This is a genomic window from Mesorhizobium sp. M2A.F.Ca.ET.043.05.1.1 (assembly GCF_003952445.1).
Lineage (GTDB): Bacteria > Pseudomonadota > Alphaproteobacteria > Rhizobiales > Rhizobiaceae > Mesorhizobium.
Genome location: NZ_CP034446.1, coordinates 1,249,911 through 1,272,333, shown reverse-complemented (window position 1 = coordinate 1,272,333; position 22,423 = coordinate 1,249,911). Strand labels below are relative to the sequence as shown.

The window sequence follows — 22,423 nt, the reverse complement described above, 5'->3', positions numbered from 1 at the left end:
CGCTTGCTGGACCGTCATGCCGGCGCTCGTCAACGTTGGGCCGCCATACGACGTCGTCGAGGGATTCATGTGGGGCCGCGAGTGGGTTCTGCTGACCTATAAACACCCGCAGCTGCCCTGCTGGCTGCTTGAGATCAGCCATCTCCTGACCGGCTCGTTCCGCTGGCCGCAATATATGCTTTCGCAACTGCTGGTCTCGACCACGTTCGTCCTGGTCTACCTTCTCGCGCGCGACATCATGGGGTCGACCCGCGCTCTCGCCGCGGTATTGCTGATGCCCTCGATCTACTTCTTTGGCTGGCCGACCCCGCAATTCAACCACGACTATGCACAGATGCCTTTCTGGGCCGGTATCTCATGGCTGTTGTGGCGCGCGGCGCGCGACGGACGGCCCGGCTTGTGGCTCGCCCTCGGCGTCGTCTCCGGCATGGGACTTGACGCCAAGTTCTCGACGGCTTTGCTGCTGGTTTTCGGCGGCATCTGGCTCTTATACGATAGCCGTGCCCGAAGCCGGCTCGCCACCCCATGGCCGTGGCTTGGCCTTGCGGTTTTCCTTGGCATCGCCGCGCCCCTGGCGGTCGAGCTTCTCCGACTCGATTTCCTGCCGTTGACCTATGCCGCGCATCGCAACGAATGGGTGCTCGCCCACCGCGCCCGGCTTTACTATATCGGCGTTCAGCTTGCCGCGCTTTCCGCCGTTCCCGTCGTTCTTGCCCTTTCCGGCCTGCTGCGGCGGCGAGCAACCCCCGGGCAAGAACCCCTGCAGCCCCACCCGGCTCCCGAGCGGCGCGCTATTATCTACCTGGCATGGATGGGCCTGGGGCCGGCACTCCTCATCATGATCGCCTCGCTGCTCACAGGCACCGGCGAGTCCTGGGGCGCGACGATGTACAATCTCGTGGGCGCCCTAGTGATCGCGCTCCTGGGTCACCGGCTGGGAGCAAAGGAATTGCGCCGGTTGACGGTGCTGGCCCTGCTATGCGTGGTCGCCGTGTCGAGCGCCTACGCTGTCACCCGCTGGACCGGCTGCAACGTCCGCGGTCGCCTGCAGCCGATGTGCTGGCCGGCGCAATCGATCTCGCGGACGGCCGAGACGATATGGCATGAGGCGGTGCCCGGGCCGTTGGGCATTGTCGGCGGCGAAGACGGCGTGGCCAGGCTTGCCGGGCTGGAAGCCGCGGACCAGCCTTCCATCTTCACGGCTCTCGACAGGCGCCTCGCACCATGGATCACGGACCAGCGCCTGCGGGATCAGGGAATGCTGCTGGTGTGGCCGAAAGGCTGGCCACTCACCCCGCGACAATTGGCCTGGACCGAGGGCCTGCCGGTCAAGACCGTGTCTTTCGACTGGTCGCTCAGGGCGCCGCCCCTGGAGATCAACTTTGCCGTCATTCCACCCGGCAGATCGAGTTTCCCGGCAGACCCGCCCGGGCCGCCCGACCCGGAATGACCGGCCAGGCTTGATCCGCCCGCCTGAATTGAAAAGGCGCCGGTTTCGCCGGCGCCTCCAATAATCCAGCGCCAGGCGCAGCTCAGGCGTTGGCGACCTGCTTGTGCTGGATCGGATGGCTCTTCTTGAGCAGGTCCGAGACCAGGAAGGCGAGCTCGATCGCCTGATCGGCGTTAAGGCGCGGATCGCAATGGGTATGATAGCGGTCGTGCAGATCCTCGGCCGTGATGGCGCGGGCGCCGCCCGTGCATTCGGTGACGTTCTTGCCGGTCATCTCGACATGGATGCCACCCGGATGCGTGCCTTCGGCGCGGTGCACCTCGAAGAAGGTCTGTACTTCCTTGAGGATGCGGTCGAACGGCCGCGTCTTGTAACCCGCCGCCTCGATCGTGTTGCCATGCATCGGATCGGACGACCATACGACGTTGCGGCCTTCCTTCTTCACCGCCCGCACCAGCTTCGGCAGGTGCTCGGCCACCTTGTCGGAGCCGAAGCGCGCAATCAGCGTCAATCGTCCAGGCTCATTCTCTGGATTGAGCAGGTCGATCAATTCCAGCAAACCATCCGGCGTCAGCGAAGGTCCGCATTTCAGGCCAAGCGGGTTCTTGATACCGCGGCAATATTCGACATGGGCATGGTCGGGCTGGCGGGTGCGATCGCCGATCCAGATCATGTGGCCCGAGGTCGCGTACCAGTCGCCGGAGGTGGAATCGACGCGGGTCAGCGCTTCCTCGTAACCGAGCAGAAGTGCCTCGTGACTGGTGTAGAAATCCGTCTCGCGCAGCGCGAAATTGGTTTCCGACGTGATGCCGACCGCGCGCATGAATTCCATCGTCTCGGTGATGCGGTTGGCAAGCGATTCGTATTTCTCGCCCTGGGGGCTGTCGGCGACGAAGCCCAGCATCCAGCGATGCACGTTCTCCAGGCTGGCATAGCCGCCCTGCGCGAAGGCGCGCAGAAGGTTGAGCGTCGCGGCCGACTGGCGGTAGGCCATCTCCTGCCGGGCGGGATCCGGGATGCGCGACCTCGCGTCGAACTCAATGCCGTTGATGATGTCGCCGCGATAGCTCGGCAATGTCACCCCGCCCTTGGTCTCGTTGTCGGAGGAGCGCGGCTTGGCGAACTGGCCGGCAACGCGGCCGACCTTCACCACCGGCTGTGCGCCGGCGAAGGTGAGCACCACCGACATCTGCAGGAAGACGCGGAAGAAGTCGCGGATGTTGTCGGCGCCATGCTCGGCAAAGCTCTCGGCGCAGTCGCCGCCCTGGAGCAGGAAGGCTTCGCCGGCGGCCACCGCCGCCAGTTGCTTCTTCAGCTTGCGCGCCTCACCGGCAAAAACCAGCGGCGGGAACGTGGCGAGCTGGGCTTCCGTCGCCTTAAGCGCGGCAAGATCCGGATAGGCCGGAACCTGCTTGATCGGCTTTTCTCTCCACGAATTCGGCGACCATTTCGTCATCGCTGCACCCAATACTCTTCTCGGCGAGCGCCCTTGCCCGCTATTTTCGCCCCAACAGAGGTCGCGGCTCCTTACACGAAGCCGACTGCCTATTCTAGCCGGGTTTTTCAGCGGTGGCGAATGGGCGGGGTGCTGCTACGCAGCCTTGTCGACCAGCCGCGCCAGCTGCGTCATCACCACGGCGGAGCCCGCCAGCCTCTTCTCCGCGTTCGGCCAGTCGCGAATAAAGACGACACTGTGGTCGGCCCTGATTTTGGCCAGCGAGCCCTGCTCGCCGATGAACTTGACCAGTCCGACCGGATTGGGGAACTCGCGCTTACGGAAATGGATGACGACGCCCTTGGGGCCGGCATCGAGCTTCTCGACATTGGCCTTGCGGCAGAGCGCCTTGATGAAGACGATCTTCAACAGATGCGTCACCTCTTCCGGCAGCGGCCCGAACCGGTCGATCAGTTCCGCGCCAAAGCCGTCGATCTCCTCGGTGGTCTCGAGGTCGCCCAGCCGACGGTAAAGCGCCATGCGGAGCTGCAGGTCCGGCACATAGCTTTCCGGGATCATCACCGCGGTGCCGACCGCGATCTGCGGCGACCAGCCGCCGTCCTGCGCCTCGCCGGTATCCTTCACCTCGGCGACCGCCTCCTCCAGCATCTGCTGGTAAAGCTCGAAACCGACCTCCTTGATATGCCCCGACTGCTCTTCGCCGAGAAGATTGCCGGCGCCACGAATATCGAGATCGTGGCTGGCGAGCTGGAAGCCGGCGCCGAGCGTGTCGAGCGACTGCAGCACCTTCAGGCGGCGCTCGGCCGTATCGGTCAGCTTGCGGTTGGCCGGCAGCGTGAACAGCGCATAGGCGCGCACCTTCGAACGGCCGACACGGCCGCGCAACTGGTAGAGCTGCGCCAGGCCGAACATGTCGGCGCGATGGATGATCAGCGTGTTGGCGGTCGGGATGTCGAGGCCGGATTCGACAATGGTGGTCGACAGGAGCACATCGTACTGCCCGTCATAAAAGGCGTTCATGATGTCGTCGAGCTCGCCCGGCGGCATCTGGCCGTGCGCCACAGCCACCTTCAGCTCCGGCACGGATTCCTTCAGGAAATCATGGATTTCGGCCAGGTCGCTGATGCGCGGCACGACATAGAAGGAATGGCCGCCGCGATAGCGCTCGCGCAGCAGCGTCTCGCGGATGACCAGCGGATCGAAGGGCGAGATGAAGGTGCGCACCGCCATGCGGTCGACCGGCGGCGTGGCGATCAGCGACAGCTCGCGCACGCCGGTCAGCGCCAGCTGCAGCGTGCGCGGGATCGGTGTCGCCGACAGCGTCAGCACATGCACGTCGTTCTTGAGCTCCTTCAGCCGCTCCTTGTGCTTGACGCCGAAATGCTGCTCCTCGTCGATGATCAGAAGCCCGAGGTTCTTGAACGAGATCGAGCTGCCGAGCAGCGCATGCGTGCCGACGACGATGTCGATCGTGCCCTCGGCAATGCCTTTCTTGGTTTCCGCCAGCTCCTTCGAACCGACAAGGCGCGAGGCCTGCGCGATGCGGATCGGCAGGCCGGAAAAACGCTGCGAGAAGGTCTTGAAATGCTGGCGTGACAAAAGCGTCGTCGGCACCACCACCGCGACCTGGAACCCTTCCATCGCCGCGATGAAGGCGGCGCGCAGCGCCACCTCCGTCTTGCCGAAGCCGACATCGCCGCAGACCAGCCGGTCCATCGGCTTGCCGGCGCCGAGATCGTCCATGACGGCATCGATCGCCGTCTGCTGGTCGTCGGTCTCCTCATAGGGGAAGCGCGCGGCGAACTCGCCATAGAGCCCTTCCGCCGGGATCATGGCGGGGGCGGCGCGCATCTGCCGCTCGGCGGCGATGCGGATCAGTTGCCCGGCCATGTCGAGCAGGCGCCGCTTCAGCCGCGCCTTGCGCGCCTGCCAGGCGCCGCCGCCCAGCTTGTCGAGCGTCGCTTCGGCCGAATCCGAACCGTAGCGCGACAGAAGTTCGATGTTTTCGACCGGCAGGAACAGGCGATCGTCGCCGGCATAGTGGATTTCGAGACAGTCATGCGGCGCGCCGACCGCTTCGATGGTGCGCAGGCCGACGAAGCGGCCGATGCCGTGGTCGGCATGGACGACGATGTCGCCGGCGGACAGCGACGAGGCTTCGGCGATGAAATCGGAAGCCTTCTTCTTGCGCTTCGAACGCCGGATCAGCCTGTCGCCGAGGATGTCCTGCTCGGCGACGACGACCAGACCGTCGGTCTCGAAACCGGATTCGAGCGGCAGCACGGCAAGACCCGCCTGCCCCGGCTCGAGCTTTTCGACCTCGGCAAGCGTCGCGACGGTCTTCAGATTGCCGAGATGATGTTCGGCCAGGATCTGGCCGAGCCGGTCGAGCGAACCCTCCGTCCAGCCGGCGACGATGACCCGGCGACGCGCGGCGCGCTCAATGGCAATGTGCTTCACCACCACGTCGAAGACGTTGATGTTCGGGTCGGCGCGCTCCTCGGCGAAGCTGCGGCCGTGCCGAGAGCCGGCATGGAAGACCTTTTTGCCTCCGACATCCGGGGCATCGAACACGGTGAAGTCGATGTCTTCGCGCGGACCGAGCGAAGCCTTGAGATTGTCCGGCGACAGGTAAAGCAGGTCCGGCGCCACCGGCTTGTAGGGCACGGCGTCCTTGAGCGCGCTGTCGGCCTGTTTCCGGCGCGCCTCGTAATGGTCGAGGATCAGCGTGTGCCGCTCGGCCAGCGCCTCATGCGCCAGATGGTCGAACACGATAGGTGCGTCCGGCAGATAGTCGAATACCGTCTCCAGCCGCTCATAAAAGAAGGGCAGCCAGTGCTCCATGCCGGCGAAGCGCCGGCCTTCGCTGACCGCCGCATAAAGCGCGTCGTCGCGCGAGGGCGCGCCGAAAGCCTCGATATAGGAGCGGCGGAAGCGGCTGATCGTCTCGGGCGTCAGCGCCACCTCGCTCATCGCCTGCAGCGACATCGACTTGCGCTGCCCGGTGGTGCGCTGTGTTGCCACGTCGAACACGCGGATCGACTCCAGCGTGTCGCCGAAGAAGTCGAGCCTGAGCGCCTCGCTCCAGCCGGGCGCGAAAAGATCGAGAATGCCGCCGCGCACCGCGAATTCGCCGAGCCCGCGTACCGTCGGCACGCGCTCGAAGCCGGAAATCTCCAGCCGCGCGATCAGCGCGTTCATGTCGATCTGGTTGCCGGGCCTGGCGTGGAAGGTCTGCGCCTCGATCAATTCGGCCGGCGGAATACGCTGCAGCAGCGCATTCGCGGTGGTCAGGATCACGGCGCGATGCGGCTTCTTCGCCAGCGCGATCATGGCGGAAAGCGCGTCGAGCCGCCGCGCCGCGGCATCGGCGCCCGGCGATACGCGATCGTAAGGCAGGCAGTCCCAGGCCGGCAGTTCCAGCACCGGCAGGCCCGGCGCGGCAAAGGCGAGCGCCTCGATGATCGCCGGCAGCCGCTGGCCGTCGCGCGCGACGAACAGCACCGGCTTGTCGGGCGCGATCTCCTGCGCCGTCTGCACCAGGGCGAAGGCTTCGTAGCCGTCGGCGACGCCGTCGACGATGAACTGGCCGGCGCGGCCCTTGGGCAGGCCGATGGAAGGAATGAGGCTCATTCGTTTTTCAAAATGTCATGGTCCGGCGCGACGCCATGATTTTCCGCAGCACCGCGCAATCGATATCGGCGGGAACCGGGTGCTCGCCGGTGACCATCGGCAGGAAATCGGTGTCGGAAATTTCGAGAAGCCTCTCATATTGGTCGATTTCATCGCCGGTCAAGGCGCCGATCTCGGCGTCGGCGAAGGAACCGAGGATCAGGTCCATCTCGCGCATGCCGCGATGCCAGGAGCGGAACAGCAGCTTGCGGCGGCGGGCGTCCAACCCCTCGCTTGATCGCTGTGTTCCGGTCATGGCACGCTATCCTTGTTCGAAGCGGCGCATATAGCGTGGATAGAGACCTGTGTCAGCCTTGCGCTGCCGCTGTCGCGACATAAGCTGACACGATGCGTCCCAGCATCCTCGATCCGTTGTTCGTCCCGATCACTTCGCTCGCCGGCGTCGGCCCGAAGGTCGGCTTGCTGATCGAACGTGTCGTGCCGGCCGATCTCGGCGATCGCGCCGCGCGCGCTGCCGATCTTCTGTTCTTGCTGCCCAACAGCGTGATCGACCGCCGAAATCGGCCCGGCATCGCCCTGTCGGCCGAGGGCCAGATCGTCACGCTCGAAGTGCGGGTCGACCGCCACCAGCCGCCGCCGCGCGGCAACAGGTCGGTGCCGTACCGCGTCTATGCCCATGACGACACCGGCGAGGTCGCGCTGACCTTCTTCCATGCCCACGCCGCCTATCTGCAGAAGATGCTTCCCGAAGGCGAGCGAGTGGTGATCTCCGGCCGCATGGAGTGGTTCAATGGCCGCCCGACCATGGTCCATCCGGACCATATCGCGCCAATCGACGAGGCCGAGGGCCTGCCGCTGGTCGAGCCGGTCTACCCACTCACCGCCGGCCTGTCGGCCAAGGTGCTGCGCCGCGCCATCGGACAGGCGCTGGGCCGCCTGCCGGAACTGCCGGAATGGCAGGACGACGCCTTCATGCGCCGCCATACCCTTCCGTCCTTCGGCGATGCGCTCGCCCGCATCCATTATCCCAAGGACCCGATCGACGTTGCCATCGAGGGATCGGCCTGGCGCCGGCTTGCCTATGACGAGCTGCTGGCCGGCCAGGTGTCGCTGGCGCTGGTGCGGGCCAGAATCCGCCGCCTCTCGGGCCGGCCACTCGTCGGCGACGACTGCATCGTCGAGAAGCTGCGCGCCGCGCTGCCCTACAGGCTCACCCCCAGCCAGGAATTCGCGCTCGGCGAGATCAACGCCGATCTCGCCGATCCCGAACGCATGCTGCGCCTGCTGCAAGGCGATGTCGGCTCCGGCAAGACGGTAGTGGCGCTGCTCGCCATGGCGCGCGCCGTCGAGGCCGGCGGCCAGGCGGCGCTGATGGCGCCGACCGAAATCCTGGCGCGCCAGCATCTGGCGACCATCGCGCCACTGGCCGAGAAAGTCGGCTTGCGCCTCGCAATACTCACCGGGCGCGAGAAGGGCCGCGAGCGCACTGAGACGCTTGCAGGCCTTGCCAGCGGCGCGATCGACATCGTCGTCGGCACGCATGCGCTGTTCCAGGAAACGGTGACATTCCACGACCTTGTGCTGGCAGTCATCGACGAGCAGCATCGGTTCGGCGTCCACCAGCGCCTGGCCATCACCGCCAAGGGCGATGCGTCGGATATGCTGGTGATGACGGCAACGCCGATCCCGCGCACGCTGGTGCTCACCGCCTTCGGCGACATGGATGTCTCGAAGCTCACCGAGAAACCCGCCGGGCGCCAGCCGATCCGCACCGTGACCCTGCCGATGGAGCGGCTGGATGAACTGGTGGGCCGCATGCTTGATGCCGTCGCCGATGGCCAGAAAATCTATTGGATCTGCCCGCTGGTCGAGGAATCCGAGGAAATGAAACTAATGTCGGCGGAGGATCGCTTTGCTTCGCTGAAACCGCTGTTCGGCGGCCGGATAGGCCTTGTGCATGGCCGCATGAAAGGCGCGGAGAAGGACGAGGCGATGCGCGCCTTCAAGGACGGTGAGACACGCATCCTGATCGCCACCACCGTCATCGAAGTCGGCGTCGACGTGCCTGATGCGACCATCATGGTGATCGAGCATGCGGAGCGCTTCGGCCTTGCGCAGTTGCACCAGTTGCGCGGCCGCGTCGGACGCGGCGACAAGCCCTCCTCCTGCGTGCTGCTCTACAAGGACCCGCTCGGCGAGACTGCAAAGCGCCGGTTGTCGGTGATGCGCGAGACGGAGGACGGCTTCAAGATCGCCGAGGAAGATCTGAAACTGCGCGGCGAAGGCGAATTGCTGGGCACGCGCCAATCCGGCACGCCTGGCTTCCAGGTGGCGCGCCTCGAATTCCATGCCGACCTGCTGGAAGCGGCTCGCGACGACGCGCGGCTGATCCTGTCGCGCGACCCGGAACTGCAGTCCGAACGCGGCGAGGCGCTGCGCCTGTTGCTTTACCTGTTCGGTCGCGACGAGGCGGTACGGCTGCTGCGCGCCGGCTGAGCGCCAAGCGGCGGGTTGGCGAGACCACCTTCGACGGGTTCGCCATTCAGCGTCACCAGCTTTGCCTTGACTTCAGGAGCCACCATGCCTGCCGAGACGATCAGCTTGGCGCCGTCCTCGATCGACATGTCGAGCAGCACGATCTCGGATTTGTGCACATACATCAGGAAACCGGTGGTCGGGTTGGGCGTGCAGGGCATGAACACCGCGATCAGCGGATCGCCATCCTGGTCGAGCTTCTGGTTGATCTCGGTTTCCTTCTCGCTGGCGACGAAAACCAGCGACCAGACACCCTTGCGCGGATACTCGACCAGCCCGACCTGGCGGAACATGTCGCCCTTGTTCGACAGCACGGTCTCGAAAATCTGCTTCAGAGAGCCATAGATGCCGCGCACCAGCGGCATGCGGCCGAGCAGCCGCTCGCCGAAATTGACGATGGCGCGGCCGACGATGTTGGCGGTCAGGAAACCGATCAGCGTGATCAGCACGAGCGCCACGATCAGCCCGAAGCCCGGAACCGGGAACGGCAGGTAGGTGTCGGGATTGTAGCGGCCCGGAATGTAGGGCTTCACCCAGGAATCGACCCAGCCGATGAGCGACCAGGCGATATAGGCCGTGATCGCCAGCGGCGCGCAGACGACGAACCCCGTCAGGAAGTAATTCCTCAGCCGGGTCATGCCAGAGGTCTTCAGGGCGTCGGACATGGGGCTCACCGCGGCGCATGTTGCAGCGCAGAGATTAGTGAACCGCGAGCCGGTTTGGAACTATGAAGTTTTTAGAATCTACGCCGGAGCGAACGCCGCATAACCCCGCTATTCCACCGTCACCGATTTCGCCAGATTGCGCGGCTGGTCGACGTCGGTGCCCATGAACACGGCGGTGAAATAGGCGAGCATCTGGATCGGCAGCGCGTAGATGATCGGCGAAATGATCTCCGGCACCTCGGGCAGGATGATCGTCTCCATCGTCTTGATGCCGGCCTGCGCCGCGCCCTTGGCGTCGGTGATCAGGATGATCTTGCCGCCGCGTGCCGCCACTTCCTGCATGTTCGACACGGTCTTTTCGAAGATGCGGTCATGCGGCGCGATGACGATCACCGGCATGTTCTCGTCGATCAGCGCGATCGGCCCGTGCTTGAGCTCGCCGCCGGCATAGCCCTCGGCGTGGATGTATGAGATTTCCTTGAGCTTTAGCGCGCCTTCCATGGCCAGCGGGAAATTGGTGTCGCGGCCGAGATAGAGCACATCCTTGTAGCGCGACAGCTCGCGCGAGATGCGCTCGATCTGTTCGTCGAGCTTCAGCACCTGGGTGGCGAAACGCGGCGCTTCGGAAAGCTCACGCACCAGCTGCTTTTCCTGATCGGGCGAGATCGTGCCGCGCGCCACGCCCGCGCGCACCGCCAGCGCCGCCAGAACCGACAGCTGGCAGGTGAACGCCTTGGTCGAGGCGACGCCGATCTCCGGACCGGCAAGCGTCGGCAGCACGACGTCGGATTCGCGCGCCATGGTCGATTCCCGCACATTGACGACGGCGCCGATCTTCATGCCGGCCTGGCGGCAATAGCGCAGCGAGGCAAGCGTGTCGGCGGTCTCGCCCGACTGCGAGATGAAGAAGGCCGCGTCATTGGCCGAAAGCGGCATCTCGCGGTAGCGGAACTCGGAAGCGACATCGATATCGACGGGCAATCGCGCGTAGCGCTCGAACCAGTATTTCGAGATCAGCCCGGCGAGATAGGCGGTGCCGCAGGCTGAGAGCGCCAGCCGGCCGATCCTGGCGAAGTCGAACGGCAGGTCGAGCGGCTTCGACTGGCCGGAAACGAAATCGACGTAATGCGCCAGCGTGTGCGAGATCACCTCCGGCTGCTCATGGATTTCCTTTTCCATGAAATGCCGGCGGTTGCCCTTGTCGACCATGAAGCTGGTCGACAGCGACTGCTGGCGCTTGCGGTCGACCTTGTTGCCGTCGATGTCGTAGATGGTCACGCCTTCGCGGCGCACGACTGCCCAGTCGCCGTCCTCGAGATAGGTGATCGAGTTGGTGAAGGGCGCCAGTGCGATCGCGTCGGAGCCCAGAAACATCTCGCCATCGCCATGGCCAACAGCCAGAGGCGGACCGTTGCGGGCGCCGACGATCAGGTCCTCGTCCCCCTGGAACATGATCGCCAGGGCGAAGGCGCCGGACAGCCGCTTAAGCGCCGCATGCGCGGCTTCCACCGGCTTCAGTCCCTTGGCTAGCTCGCGCGCCACCAGATGCGCCACGACCTCGGTGTCGGTCTGCGAGGCGACTTTGTAGCCGTCGCGGGTGAGTTCGTCGCGCAGCTCGGCGAAATTCTCGATGATGCCATTGTGGACGATGGCAACGCCGTTGGAAAAATGCGGATGCGCGTTGGTCTCGTTGGGCACGCCGTGCGTTGCCCAGCGCGTGTGGCCGATGCCGATCGTGCCGTCGAGCGGCTCGTCCTTCAGCCGGCGTTCGAGGTTGATGAGCTTGCCTTCGGCGCGGCGGCGTCCGAGCTCGCCCTTCTCGATGGTGGCGACACCGGCCGAGTCATAGCCGCGGTATTCAAGCCGCTTCAGCGCGTCGACGATGAGCGGCGCGACCTGCGAATGGCCGACGATTCCAACGATACCGCACATGCGATAACCCCCGATTCCCAGCGGAAAACCCGGCGTTGTCTAGGGGTTGCCGGCCTGCCGCGAAAGTCACTTTGCGTTTCGTTCCGTGTCAGCGGAACGGTCTTTTGCTCCATGCACCATGCCAGACGGCGCTTGCAATCCAGTTACCTGAACCGCTCGGGTTTTCCGGACCCTGGTTTCCGCTCGTTCATATCTGATCGAGCCGCGGCTGCGTCCCTTCAGGAAGCGTTGAAACGCTATTCCGCCGCTGCCTTCTTCCTTGCCGCTGCGGCCGAGGCGAAGCGCTCGCGCAATTCCTTGCCCTTGCCGGGGATCGTCTTCTGGCGGGCACGGCCGAAAGCCAGCGCATCGTCGGGCACGCTTTCGGTGATCACGCTGCCCGAGGCGATATAGCCGCCCTTGCCGATCGAGACCGGTGCCACCAGCGAGGAATTCGAACCGACAAAGGCGCCTTCGCCGATATCGGTGAAGAATTTCGAGTAGCCGTCGTAATTGCAGGTGATGGTGCCGGCGCCGATATTGGCCCCGGCCCCCACGCGCGCGTCGCCGATATAGGTCAGGTGGTTGACCTTGGCGCCTTCTTCCACTGTCGACTGCTTGACTTCGCAGAAATTGCCCACCTTGGCCTTTTTCCTGAGGTCGGCACCGGGCCGCAGCCGCGCGAACGGCCCGACCTCGCAATTCTCCGCGATGGTGGCGCCCGTCATATGGCTAAAAGCATGGATCGTGGCGCCGGTGGAAATCTTGACGCCCAGGCCAAACCACACATTCGGCTCGACGATCGTGTCGGCGCCGATCTCGGTGTCGTGCGAGAAATAAACGGTTTCGGGCGCGATCAGCGTAACGCCGGACAGCATTGCCTCGCGTCGCCGGCGCGCCTGCCAGATCGCTTCCGCCTCGGCAAGCTCGGCGCGATTGTTGATGCCGAGCGCATTTTCGAAGCTTGCCTCGGTGGCAACCACGTCGAGCCCTTCCGCGCCGGCGATCTCGACGATGTCGGTCAGGTAGAATTCGCCCTTGGCGTTGTCGTTGCCGACTTTGTCGAGCAAGCGAAGCGCATGCTTGCCCGCCACCGCCATCATGCCGGCATTGCAGAAGCCGATCTTCTTCTCCTCCTCCGAGCAGTCCTTTTCCTCGCGGATGGCGACCAAGTGGCCATCTTTCTCGATCAGCCGGCCATAGCCGGTCGGGCTGGGCGGCCGAAAGCCGATCACAGCTACTGCAGCGCCCTCCGCGAGCTTCTGCCGCGCCGCGGCCAGAGCTTGCGCATCAATCAAAGGCGTATCGCCGAACATGACGAGGATGTCGTCGTAACCCTTTGATATCGCTTCGCGGGCGGCAAGAACGGCATGCGCTGTGCCGAGCCGCTTCTCCTGCACGAAAGTCTCCGCCTTCGGCGCGAATTTCTGTGCCGCCTTGCGCATCTCGTCGGCGCCGTGGCCGATCACCAGCGCCAGACCGGTAGTCCCAGCCGCCTCGGCGGCCTTCACGACATGCGCGACCATCGGCAGGCCGGCAATGGCATGCAGCACCTTCGGCATGGCGCTTTTCATGCGCGTGCCCTCGCCGGCGGCGAGGATGACGGACAGGCAGGTTCTCTGGTTCATGGATGGCAACCGTATGAAAGGGCTTGAATCAATGCATGTTAGCAGCCGGGTGATGCTGCACCAATGCGGTTAAATTCCGGTGAGACGGCGGAGCGAAGTCTCCAGGCGCGGATGTCCGGTGAAGTTCCAGATACAAAAGCACCGCCGCGGTGGCGTCAGCCGGTTACATAGGCCAGGAAATATCCCCGGCCTGCTGGGAGTGCTGTGTCAGCATCGGCGGAGGCTGCGCGAGCGTGTCGTCGGCTCTCTGTTGGCGGAGGCGACTCGAACGCTCAACGCCTCGAAAGCGGGATAGCGAATTCTCGTGAAGGCAAGGTCAAGCTGCGTTTCCGTTCCATATCGGCGGAGACTGGGAGAGATGGATACCATGCGCGTGGCGCGTCTGGAAGTTGGCAGGACATGGACGCGGGGCGGCCCGCGTGCAGGCGTATGGCCGAGCACGCAGCGCCACCTCGCAGCGATCCTGGCTTGCGACGTGGTCGGCTACTCGCGCCTGATGGAGCGCGACGAGCGTGGCACGCTCGAGCGGCTCAAGACCTACCGCAAGGATCTCCTCGAACCGCTGGTCTCCGAGCACCACGGTCGGATCGTCAAGCTCACCGGCGACGGTATGCTGTGCGAGTTCGCGAGCGTCGTTAACGCCGTGACCTCGGCGATGGCGATCCAGCAGGCCTTGGCGGAGCACGAGTCCGAGACGCCCGAGGAAGAGCGGATTCGCTTCCGCGTGGGCGTCAATCTCGGGGACGTGGTCTGCGAGGAGGACGGTGACATCTACGGCGACGGAGTCAATATCGCCGCCCGCCTCGAAAGCGTCGCCGATCCAGGCACCGTGGTCGTCTCGGGTACCGCCTACGACCACCTTCAGGGCAAGCTCGACTGCGGCTTCACGCCGCTTGGCGACCTGCGCCTCAAGAACATCGAGCGGCCCGTGCGCGCTTACCGCGTCGAGGCCGACGCCAGCGCTGCACCGCCTCCCCTGCCCGAGAAACCCTCGATCGCGGTTCTGCCCTTCACCAACATGAGCGGCGACCCCGACCAGGAATACTTCGCCGACGGGCTGGTGGAAGACATCATCACGGGATTGAGCCGGGTGGACTCCTTCTTCGTGATCGCCCGAAACTCGTCCTTCACCTACAAGGGCCGGGCGGTGGACCTGCGCCAGGTCGGGCGCGAGCTGGGCGTCCGCTACGTGCTTGAAGGCAGCATCCGCCGTGCAGGTTCGCGGGTTCGCATCAGTGGGCAGTTGGTGGACGCGATCAGCGGGCACCATGTCTGGGCCGACCGCTTCGAGGGCGATATGTGCGACATCTTCGACCTGCAGGACCAGGTGACCGAGAGCGTCGTCGGCGCTGTCGAGCCGAGCATCCGGCTGGAGGAAATCAAGCAGGCGCGCATGAAGCCGACCGACTACATGAGCGCCTACGACCTCTACCTTCGCGCGCTGCCGCGCTTCTACAGCATGACCCGCGAAGGCTTTGCCGACGTGCGTCGGCTCACCAACGAGGCGCTCAGCATTGACCCTGGCTTCAACTTGGCGAAGGCACTCGGCGCCTATATCCGCAGCATCTCCGTGAGCCAGTGCTGGCACGAGCCCGACGATACCAGAGTCGCCACGCGCATGGCGCGCGAGGTACTGGCGGAAGCGCGCGACGACCCCACGAGCCTGCGCTTCGCCGCGCAGGTGATTGCCTACAGCGCGAAGGACTACGAGATGGCGCTGGCCACTATCGAACGATCCCTGCGGCTCAATCCCAATTCGGCGCAGGGCCATACGAGCTGCGGCTGGGTCAACGCACATTCCGGCCGCCCGCTCGTCGCGATCGATCATTTTCATAGGGCAATGCGGCTGAGCCCGGTCGATCCCGAGAAGGGCATCGCGCTCTCGGGCATCGGCATGAGCTACCTGATGCTCGAGCGCTACGAGGAAGCGCTGGCATGGGGTGAACGCGCGCTGCACGAGATGCCGAACTACGGCTCCTCGCACCGGGTGGTGATCATGGCGCTGGTCAAACTCAATCGGTTGGATGAGGCGCGGGCGGCGGCGCAGCGGCTGATGGAGGCGTTCCCGACCTACACGCTCACCCTGCAAAGACAGATCAACCCATGGCAGGACAAGGTGTTCGGCGAGCGTTACGTCGAGGCCTTGGGCGCCGCCGGCGTGCCGGAGTGATCGTCGCGCATAAAATGGCAGCGGCTACCCCAGCCGTCCCAGCACCGGGAAATTCTCCAGCAGCCAGTAGGACGCGCTCTGCACGCCGCCCGTGAGGAAAAACACGCCGGCAACGACCAGCAGCGCGCCGATGCCCTTCTCGACGCGGCCGAGATGGACGCGGAATTTGCCGAGGAAGCGCATGAAGGCGCCGGAAAACAGCGCCGCGATCAGAAACGGAATGCCGAGCCCGAGCGAATAGGCGGCGAGCAGCAGCGCGCCCTCGCCCACCGTCTCGCGCCCGCCGGCGAGCGTCAGGATCGGCCCCAGCACCGGGCCGATGCAGGGCGTCCAGCCGAAGGCGAAGGCGAGCCCCATGACATAGGCGGCGACCATGTTTGCGGGCTTGCCCTGCGACTGGAAGCGCGCCTCGCGCGACAACAGCGGAATGCGCAATATGCCCAGAAAATTCAGTCCCATGATGATGATGAGCGCGCCAGCCGCCATCGCCAGCGGCTCCTGCCAGACCCGCAGCAGCCTGCCGATGGTCGAGGCGCCGGCGCCGAGCGCGACGAACACCGTGGAGAAGCCGAGCACGAAAGCGAGCGAGGCATAGAGCAGCGCGCCGCGCGTGCCTTCCCGCGCCGTCACGCCATGATTGCCGCGGAAATCGTCGACCGACACGCCGGCCATGTAACAGAGATAGGGCGGCACCAGCGGCAGCACGCAAGGCGACAGGAACGAAATCGCCCCCGCCCCGACCGCGCTGACATAGCCGATATCCAATGCCATCCAATGAGTCCCGATTGTGCTGGCGTCGATATAGCGATGCGGGCGTGCGCCTGCCAATCCCCATTGTGTGGCACGTCGCCGCTTCGCCAAAGGAAGAAACGGACTCCACAACGCGTTGACCGAACGAGCGCGCGACTGCCGCGCGCTCGTTCAGGGAGATTTATCATGAAAATGATCGCACTCGGGTTTGCCGCCCTTCTGCTCGGCACCGCCGCGTCCCAGGCCGCCGAGGCCTGGAAGGAAGCCGAAGTGGGCGGCACCAAGATCTACACCGACGCCAAGGGCATGACGCTCTACACTTTCGACAAGGACGAGAAGGGCAAGTCCAACTGCTATGACAAATGCGCCGCCAACTGGCCGCCGCTGAAAGCCAAGGCGACCGCAAAGACCGAAGGCGAATGGTCTGTCGTCAAGCGCACCGACGGCACCCATATGTGGGCCTATGACGGCAAGCCGGTCTACACCTTCGTCAAGGACAAGAAGGCTGGCGACATGACCGGCGAAGGCGTCGCCGGAGCCTGGCACGTCGTCAAGGCTGATTGAGCTCGCCTCGGTGAGCGATCCGGCTGCCGGGTTCCTTGATCCGGCAGCCAGTCATCTTTCCGCCGGTCGTCGCCGGTTCGGGGCGCGCACGCCTCCATCGCCAAAAAAGTGATCTTTGCCATACACTCTAAGAGTGTATCGTCGGCAGCCGCTTCCCAAATTGGCCGCTTCCCCTTGACCGATTGCAAAAGCACGGCCATGTGAGCGACGAAAAGAGTGGGATTTCGTCGTGCGTCGCGGAGTTCTTCCGCCACCTCACAGCTGATTAAAGAGACCTCATGGACGTCGTCGTCGTCGAATCGCCGGCCAAGGCGAAGACAATCAACAAATATCTGGGCAAGAACTATAAGGTTCTGGCCTCGTTCGGCCATGTCCGCGATCTGCCGGCCAAGGACGGCTCGGTGCGCCCGGACGAGGACTTTGCCATGTCCTGGTCGGTCGACACCGCGTCCGGCAAGCGCCTCGCCGACATCGCCAAGGCGGTCAAGGACGCTGACGGCCTGATCCTCGCCACTGACCCGGATCGCGAGGGCGAGGCGATTTCATGGCATGTGCTGGAAGTCCTGAAGCAGAAACGCGCGCTGAAGGACAAGCCGGTCAGCCGCGTCGTCTTCAACGCCATCACCAAGGCCTCGGTGCTCGATGCGATGGCCAATCCGCGCCAGATCGACGCGCCGCTGGTCGACGCCTACCTCGCCCGCAGGGCGCTCGACTATCTCGTCGGCTTCACGCTGTCGCCGGTGCTATGGCGCAAGCTGCCGGGCGCCCGTTCCGCCGGCCGCGTGCAGTCGGTGGCGCTTCGCCTGGTCTGCGACCGGGAATCCGAGATCGAGCGCTTCATCCGCGAGGAATACTGGCAGATCGCCGCCATCCTCAAAACGCCGCGCAACGATAGCTTCGAGGCGCGGCTCACTGCCTTTGCCGGCAAGAAGCTGCAAAAACTCGACATCGCCAACAAGGCGCAGGCCGATGACATCAAGGCGATGCTGGAAGGCGCGACCTTCAAGGCATTGTCGGTCGAGGCCAAGCCGACAAAACGCAATCCCGGCCCGCCCTTCACCACCTCGACGCTGCAGCAGGCCGCCTCCTCCGGGCTGGGCTTCTCGGCGACGCGCACCATGCAGGTGGCGCAAAAGCTCTACGAAGGCATGGATATCGGCGGCGAGACCGCCGGCCTCATCACCTATATGCGAACCGACGGCGTGCAGATGGCGCCCGAAGCGATCGAGGCCGCCCGCAACGCCATCGTCAGCGAATTCGGCGCGAAATACCTGCCGGAGAAGCCGCGTTTCTACACCACCAAGGCCAAGAACGCCCAAGAAGCCCACGAGGCGATCCGCCCGACCGATTTCCGCCGCACGCCGGCTTCCGTTCGGCAATATCTCGACGCCGACCAGGCCCGCCTCTACGAGCTGATCTGGAAGCGCGCCATCGCCAGCCAGATGCAGCCGGCCGAGATCGAGCGCACCACGGTCGAGATCGAGGCGGTCAACGGCGCCCGCACCGCCGAGCTGCGCGCGGTCGGCTCGGTCGTCCGCTTCGACGGCTTCATCGCCGCCTATACCGACCAGAAGGACGAGGACGCGGAAGACGAGGAGAGCCGCCGCCTGCCCGAGATCCGCTCCGGCGAGCAGCTTGCCCGTCAGGCGATCAACGCCACCCAGCACACGACCGAACCGCCGCCGCGCTATTCCGAGGCGTCGCTGATCAAGAAGCTGGAGGAGCTCGGCATCGGCCGGCCATCGACCTACACGGCGATCCTGAAGACGCTCGAGGACCGCGACTACGTCACCATCGACCGCCGCAAGCTGGTGCCGCAGGCCAAGGGCCGGCTGCTCTCGGCCTTCCTCGAGAGCTTCTTCGAGCGTTACGTCGAATATGACTTCACCGCATCGCTCGAGGAGAAGCTCGATGAGATTTCCGACGGCAAGCTCGCCTGGAAGGACGTTCTGCGCGACTTCTGGAAGGATTTCTCCGGCGCCGTCGACGACATCAAGGAATTGCGCGTCACCGACGTGCTCGATGCGCTCAACGAAGAGCTCGCGCCGCTGGTTTTCCCGGAGCGCGAAGACGGCTCCAACCCGCGCATCTGCCCGAAATGCGGCACCGGGAACCTGTCGCTGAAGCTCGGCAAGTTCGGCGCCTTCGTCGGCTGCTCGAACTACCCGGAGTGTTCCTACACCCGCCAGCTCGGCGACGCCGCCAATCCCAATGGCGAGAACGGCAATGGCGAGGACGGCGTCAAGCTGCTCGGCAAGGATCCTTACACGGCCGAGGAAATCACGCTGAGGAGCGGCCGTTTCGGTCCCTATATCCAGCGCGGCGAAGGCAAGGAGGCCAAGCGCTCCAGCCTGCCCAAGGGCTGGACGCCGGAGTCGATCGACCACGAGAAGGCGCTGGCGCTTCTGGCCCTGCCCCGCGATGTGGGAAAACATCCCGAGACCGGCAAGATGATCTCGGCCGGTCTCGGGCGCTACGGTCCGTTCGTGCTGCATGACGGCACCTACGCCAATCTGGAGAGCATCGAGGACGTGTTCTCGATCGGCCTGAACCGCGCCGTCTCGGTGATCGCCGAGAAGCAGCAGAAGGGCAAGGGCGGCCGCAATGGCGCCACGCCCGCGGCGCTGAAAGAGCTTGGCGACCATCCCGACGGCGGCGGCAAGATCACGGTACGCGACGGTCGCTACGGGCCCTATGTCAATTACGGCAAGGTCAATGCGACGCTGCCCAAGGGCAAGGACCCGCAATCGGTGACGATGGAAGAGGCGCTCGCCCTGATCGCCGAAAAGGAAGCCAAGGGCGGAGGCGGCAAGAAGCCCTTCCGCAGGGCGGCGAAGAAGGGGTAGCAGGACGTGGCGCGCAGGATCTCCGGAAGAAGCCACGGCGATCCGCGCCACGCCGACACGAGGGCCAAGGTCAAGGACGACTATCGGCCCTCGCGCGACGAGATCCTGCGCTACATCGCCGAAAATCCCGACCGCTCCGGCAAGCGCGAGATCGCTAAGGCGTTTGCGCTGCGCGGCGAGGATCGCGTCTGGCTGAAAGACATGCTGCGCGACCTCCAGGATGAGGGTCTGCTCAACAAGGAGCGCAAGCGCCTGACCCGCGCCGGCGCGGTGCCTCATGTCGCCGTGCTCGATATTTTCGGCCGCGACGAAGACGGCGTGCTCCTGGCCAATCCGAGCGAATTTACCGGCGCCGGTTCTCCGCCCGTCATCGCCATCCGCATATCGCGCGGCGCCAGCGGCCCGGCGCCCGGCATCGGCGACCGCGTGCTTGCCAAAACCTTCCCGACCGACGATCCGTCGGGCCCTGCCTATACCGGCCGGGTGATGAAGATCTTCGAGAAGCGCAGCGACGCGGTGCTTGGCGTCTTCCGCGTGCTGAAGGACGGCACGTTCCGCATCGAGCCCGTCGAACGCCGTCAGCCGGAACTGATCGTCGACAAGGAATTCCAGAATGGCGCGAAAAACGGCGATCTCGTCGAGGTCGAGCCGGCGCGGGCATCCCGTTACGGGCTGCCCAGGGCAAAAGTGCTGGCGGTGCTGGGGTCCCTGACCAGCGAAAAGGCGGTCTCGATGATCGCCATCCATGCCCACGACATTCCCCATGTCTTTCCGGCGGACGTGATTGCGGAGGCCGAAGCGGTGAAACCGGCGACGCTCGATCACCGCGAGGATTGGCGCGACCTGCCGTTGGTGACCATCGATCCGGCCGATGCCAAGGACCATGACGACGCCGTCTTCGCCACGCCCGACACGGACGAGAAGAATCCCGGCGGCGTCGTCGTCACCGTGGCGATCGCCGATGTCGCGGCCTATGTGCGCTATGGAAAGCCGCTCGACCGCGAAGCCCTGAAGCGCGGCAATTCGGTCTATTTCCCGGACCGGGTCGTGCCGATGCTGCCCGAACGCATCTCCAACGACCTCTGCTCGCTGCGCGAAGGCGAGGACCGGCCGGCCATCGCCGTGCGCATCACCTTCTCCTCGGAAGGCCGCAAGCTGCGCCATTCCTTCCACCGTGTGATGATGAAGTCGGCGGCCAAGCTCGCCTACCCGCAGGCGCAAGCCGCGATCGACGGCGTGCCCGACGACAAGACCCGGCCGCTCCTCGACAGCATCCTGAAGCCGCTCTGGGATGCCTATGCCGTGCTGAAGCGCGGCCGCGACGCCCGCCAGCCGCTGGAGCTCGACCTGCCGGAACGCAAGATCCTGCTGAAGCCGGACGGCACCGTCGACCGGGTCGTGGTGCCGGAGCGTCTCGACGCGCATAAGCTCATCGAGGAGTTCATGATCCAGGCCAATGTCGCGGCCGCCGAGACCCTGGAGGGCAAGAAAGAGCCCCTTGTCTACCGCATCCACGACGCGCCGTCGCTCGCCAAGCAGGAATCGCTGCGTGAGTTCCTGCAAACGCTCAGCCTGTCCCTGGCGCGCGGCGCGCAGATGCGGCCCAGCCAGTTCAACGGCATTCTGGAGCGGGTGCGCGGCGCCGACAACGAGGCCTTGGTCAACGAAGTGGTGCTGCGCTCGCAGAGCCAGGCCGAGTACTCGCCGAAGAACATCGGCCATTTCGGCCTCAACCTCCGTCGCTACGCGCATTTCACCTCGCCGATCCGCCGCTATGCCGATCTGATCGTCCACCGGGGGCTGATCTCGGCGCTTGGACTTGGGCCTGGCGGGCTGACGCAGCAGGAGGCGGATCGGCTGGAAGAGGTCGCCGCGCTGATCTCGGCCACGGAACGCCGCGCCATGGCCGCCGAGCGCGATACGGTCGACCGGCTGATCGCCGCCTATCTCGCCGAGCGCGTCAACGACACGTTCGACGCGCGCATCTCCGGCGTCACCAAGGCGGGGCTGTTTGTCCAATTGCCGCAGTATGGCGCCGACGGCTTTATCCCGGTGTCAACTCTGGGCGGCGACTACTATATCTATGACGAGACCGCCCGATCGCTGTTCGGCGAACGCAACGGCAAAGGCTATCAGCTTGCCGACCGCGTCGAAGTTCGGCTGGTCGAAGTCGCGCCGATGGCCGGCGCGATGCGTTTCGAGATGCTGACCGACCCGAAGCCCCTGCCCGGCTCGAGGCGGTCGTTCCACAAGGCCAAGGGCCGCGCCCGCGCGTCGCAACCGCGCGTCGGTCCGCGCGGCAGGAGAAGATGATGCCAGGCGATTCGCATGTGGAAGAACAGGTTTTCGGTGGCGAGCATCGCTCTGGCCGTGTCGCCCGTCCGCTGTGGACGGCGATCAAGCGCGGCCTGCTCGGCCGTTGCCCGCGTTGCGGCGAAGGCAAGCTGTTTTACGCCTTCACCAAGACCGTCGACACGTGCAGCGTCTGTGGCGAGGAGATCCATCACCATCGCGCGGACGACCTGCCTGCCTATCTGGTCATTGTTATTGTCGGCCACATCGTGGTTGGCTCGTTCATGGCAGTGGAGGCGACCACCACGCTGTCAAACTTACAGCACGCGCTGATCTGGGTGCCGCTGACCATCATTCTCGCGCTCGCACTTTTGCAACCGGTCAAGGGCGCCGTCATCGGCCTGCAATGGGCGCTTTATATGCACGGCTTCGGCGACGAGAAGGATGAATTCGAGAGCCATTCGTAAGCCAGGCCGCACCGCTGTCCGCCCTGGTTCAAAAGCCGCGACGCGCAAGCCACTTT

At 65.0% G+C, this 22,423-nt stretch carries 14 protein-coding genes; 7 read left to right on the top strand and 7 right to left on the bottom strand.

Annotated elements, in window-relative coordinates; genetic code table 11:
• Window positions 1-16 precede the first annotated feature (16 nt).
• Window positions 17-1,450, top strand: a complete 1,434-nt coding sequence (locus EJ069_RS05985; protein WP_245456445.1) for a glycosyltransferase family 39 protein — start codon at window positions 17-19, stop codon at window positions 1,448-1,450.
• A gap of 82 nt (window positions 1,451-1,532) precedes the next feature.
• Here EJ069_RS05985 and EJ069_RS05980 read toward each other — a convergent pair whose 3' ends face one another.
• From EJ069_RS05980 to EJ069_RS05970, 3 genes are all read right to left on the bottom strand, one after another.
• On the bottom strand, window positions 1,533-2,906 hold the full coding sequence (locus EJ069_RS05980; protein WP_126060520.1) for a 3-deoxy-7-phosphoheptulonate synthase class II: 1,374 nt from the start codon (window positions 2,904-2,906) through the stop codon (window positions 1,533-1,535).
• A 135-nt stretch (window positions 2,907-3,041) separates the two neighbouring features.
• The gene (gene mfd, locus EJ069_RS05975; protein WP_126060519.1) at window positions 3,042-6,539 is read right to left on the bottom strand and encodes a transcription-repair coupling factor; all 3,498 of its coding nucleotides are present in this window, start codon (window positions 6,537-6,539) and stop codon (window positions 3,042-3,044) included.
• Between the two features lie 7 nt (window positions 6,540-6,546).
• Entirely contained in the window at window positions 6,547-6,834 is a 288-nt protein-coding gene (locus EJ069_RS05970; protein WP_126060518.1) for a succinate dehydrogenase assembly factor 2, read from the bottom strand.
• A 92-nt stretch (window positions 6,835-6,926) separates the two neighbouring features.
• On the opposite strand from EJ069_RS05970, the gene recG reads away from it, so the two are divergent.
• Window positions 6,927-9,035, top strand: coding sequence for an ATP-dependent DNA helicase RecG (recG, locus tag EJ069_RS05965; protein ID WP_126060517.1), 2,109 nt, complete (start codon window positions 6,927-6,929; stop codon window positions 9,033-9,035).
• On the opposite strand, the gene EJ069_RS05960 is transcribed toward recG, so the two are convergent.
• From EJ069_RS05960 to glmU, 3 genes are all read right to left on the bottom strand, one after another.
• A complete protein-coding gene (locus EJ069_RS05960) occupies window positions 8,987-9,739 on the bottom strand; it encodes a DUF502 domain-containing protein (RefSeq protein ID WP_126060516.1) in 753 nt (250 codons plus the stop codon). The genes recG and EJ069_RS05960 overlap by 49 nt on opposite strands.
• A gap of 108 nt (window positions 9,740-9,847) precedes the next feature.
• Window positions 9,848-11,671 (bottom strand): glutamine--fructose-6-phosphate transaminase (isomerizing), encoded by a 1,824-nt coding sequence (gene glmS / locus EJ069_RS05955; RefSeq protein ID WP_126060515.1) that lies wholly within the window; start codon window positions 11,669-11,671, stop codon window positions 9,848-9,850.
• Between the two features lie 236 nt (window positions 11,672-11,907).
• On the bottom strand, window positions 11,908-13,278 hold the full coding sequence (gene glmU, locus EJ069_RS05950) for a bifunctional UDP-N-acetylglucosamine diphosphorylase/glucosamine-1-phosphate N-acetyltransferase GlmU (protein ID WP_126060514.1): 1,371 nt from the start codon (window positions 13,276-13,278) through the stop codon (window positions 11,908-11,910).
• Between the two features lie 358 nt (window positions 13,279-13,636).
• Here glmU and EJ069_RS05945 point away from each other — a divergent pair, with 358 nt between their 5' ends.
• Window positions 13,637-15,448 carry an adenylate/guanylate cyclase domain-containing protein gene (locus EJ069_RS05945; RefSeq protein ID WP_245456444.1) on the top strand — a complete coding sequence of 604 codons (1,812 nt, stop codon included), beginning with the start codon at window positions 13,637-13,639 and terminating at the stop codon, window positions 15,446-15,448.
• Window positions 15,449-15,472: 24 nt separating this feature from the next.
• Here EJ069_RS05945 and EJ069_RS05940 read toward each other — a convergent pair whose 3' ends face one another.
• Entirely contained in the window at window positions 15,473-16,219 is a 747-nt protein-coding gene (locus tag EJ069_RS05940; protein WP_126060513.1) for a cytochrome c biogenesis CcdA family protein, read from the bottom strand.
• A gap of 165 nt (window positions 16,220-16,384) precedes the next feature.
• Between EJ069_RS05940 and EJ069_RS05935 the strand changes: the two genes are divergently transcribed.
• The 4 genes from EJ069_RS05935 to EJ069_RS05920 all read left to right on the top strand — a co-directional run bounded on the left by EJ069_RS05935 (window position 16,385) and on the right by EJ069_RS05920 (window position 22,367).
• Window positions 16,385-16,762, top strand: a complete 378-nt coding sequence (locus EJ069_RS05935) for a hypothetical protein (RefSeq protein ID WP_126060512.1) — start codon at window positions 16,385-16,387, stop codon at window positions 16,760-16,762.
• 278 nt (window positions 16,763-17,040) lie between these two features.
• The gene (gene topA / locus EJ069_RS05930; RefSeq protein WP_126060511.1) at window positions 17,041-19,608 is read left to right on the top strand and encodes a type I DNA topoisomerase; all 2,568 of its coding nucleotides are present in this window, start codon (window positions 17,041-17,043) and stop codon (window positions 19,606-19,608) included.
• Between the two features lie 6 nt (window positions 19,609-19,614).
• Window positions 19,615-21,921, top strand: a complete 2,307-nt coding sequence (rnr, locus tag EJ069_RS05925; protein WP_126060510.1) for a ribonuclease R — start codon at window positions 19,615-19,617, stop codon at window positions 21,919-21,921.
• Window positions 21,921-22,367 (top strand): DUF983 domain-containing protein, encoded by a 447-nt coding sequence (locus EJ069_RS05920; RefSeq protein WP_126060509.1) that lies wholly within the window; start codon window positions 21,921-21,923, stop codon window positions 22,365-22,367. Before rnr ends, EJ069_RS05920 begins: the two co-directional genes overlap by 1 nt.
• Window positions 22,368-22,423: the final 56 nt, after the last annotated feature.

Excerpts from the sequence above, each read along its gene's own strand:
- EJ069_RS05945 (WP_245456444.1), top strand. The coding sequence starts at position 13,637 with ATGGATACCATGCGCGTGGCGCGTCTGGAAGTTGGCAGGACATGGACG.
- EJ069_RS05985 (WP_245456445.1), top strand. The coding sequence starts at position 17 with ATGCCGGCGCTCGTCAACGTTGGGCCGCCATACGACGTCGTCGAGGGA.
- glmU (WP_126060514.1), bottom strand. The coding sequence starts at position 13,278 with ATGAACCAGAGAACCTGCCTGTCCGTCATCCTCGCCGCCGGCGAGGGC.
- EJ069_RS05940 (WP_126060513.1), bottom strand. The coding sequence starts at position 16,219 with ATGGCATTGGATATCGGCTATGTCAGCGCGGTCGGGGCGGGGGCGATT.
- mfd (WP_126060519.1), bottom strand. The coding sequence starts at position 6,539 with ATGAGCCTCATTCCTTCCATCGGCCTGCCCAAGGGCCGCGCCGGCCAG.
- glmS (WP_126060515.1), bottom strand. The coding sequence starts at position 11,671 with ATGTGCGGTATCGTTGGAATCGTCGGCCATTCGCAGGTCGCGCCGCTC.
- EJ069_RS05970 (WP_126060518.1), bottom strand. The coding sequence starts at position 6,834 with ATGACCGGAACACAGCGATCAAGCGAGGGGTTGGACGCCCGCCGCCGC.
- EJ069_RS05935 (WP_126060512.1), top strand. The coding sequence starts at position 16,385 with ATGAAAATGATCGCACTCGGGTTTGCCGCCCTTCTGCTCGGCACCGCC.
- EJ069_RS05980 (WP_126060520.1), bottom strand. The coding sequence starts at position 2,906 with ATGACGAAATGGTCGCCGAATTCGTGGAGAGAAAAGCCGATCAAGCAG.
- recG (WP_126060517.1), top strand. The coding sequence starts at position 6,927 with ATGCGTCCCAGCATCCTCGATCCGTTGTTCGTCCCGATCACTTCGCTC.
- EJ069_RS05960 (WP_126060516.1), bottom strand. The coding sequence starts at position 9,739 with ATGTCCGACGCCCTGAAGACCTCTGGCATGACCCGGCTGAGGAATTAC.
- topA (WP_126060511.1), top strand. The coding sequence starts at position 17,041 with ATGGACGTCGTCGTCGTCGAATCGCCGGCCAAGGCGAAGACAATCAAC.
- EJ069_RS05920 (WP_126060509.1), top strand. The coding sequence starts at position 21,921 with ATGCCAGGCGATTCGCATGTGGAAGAACAGGTTTTCGGTGGCGAGCAT.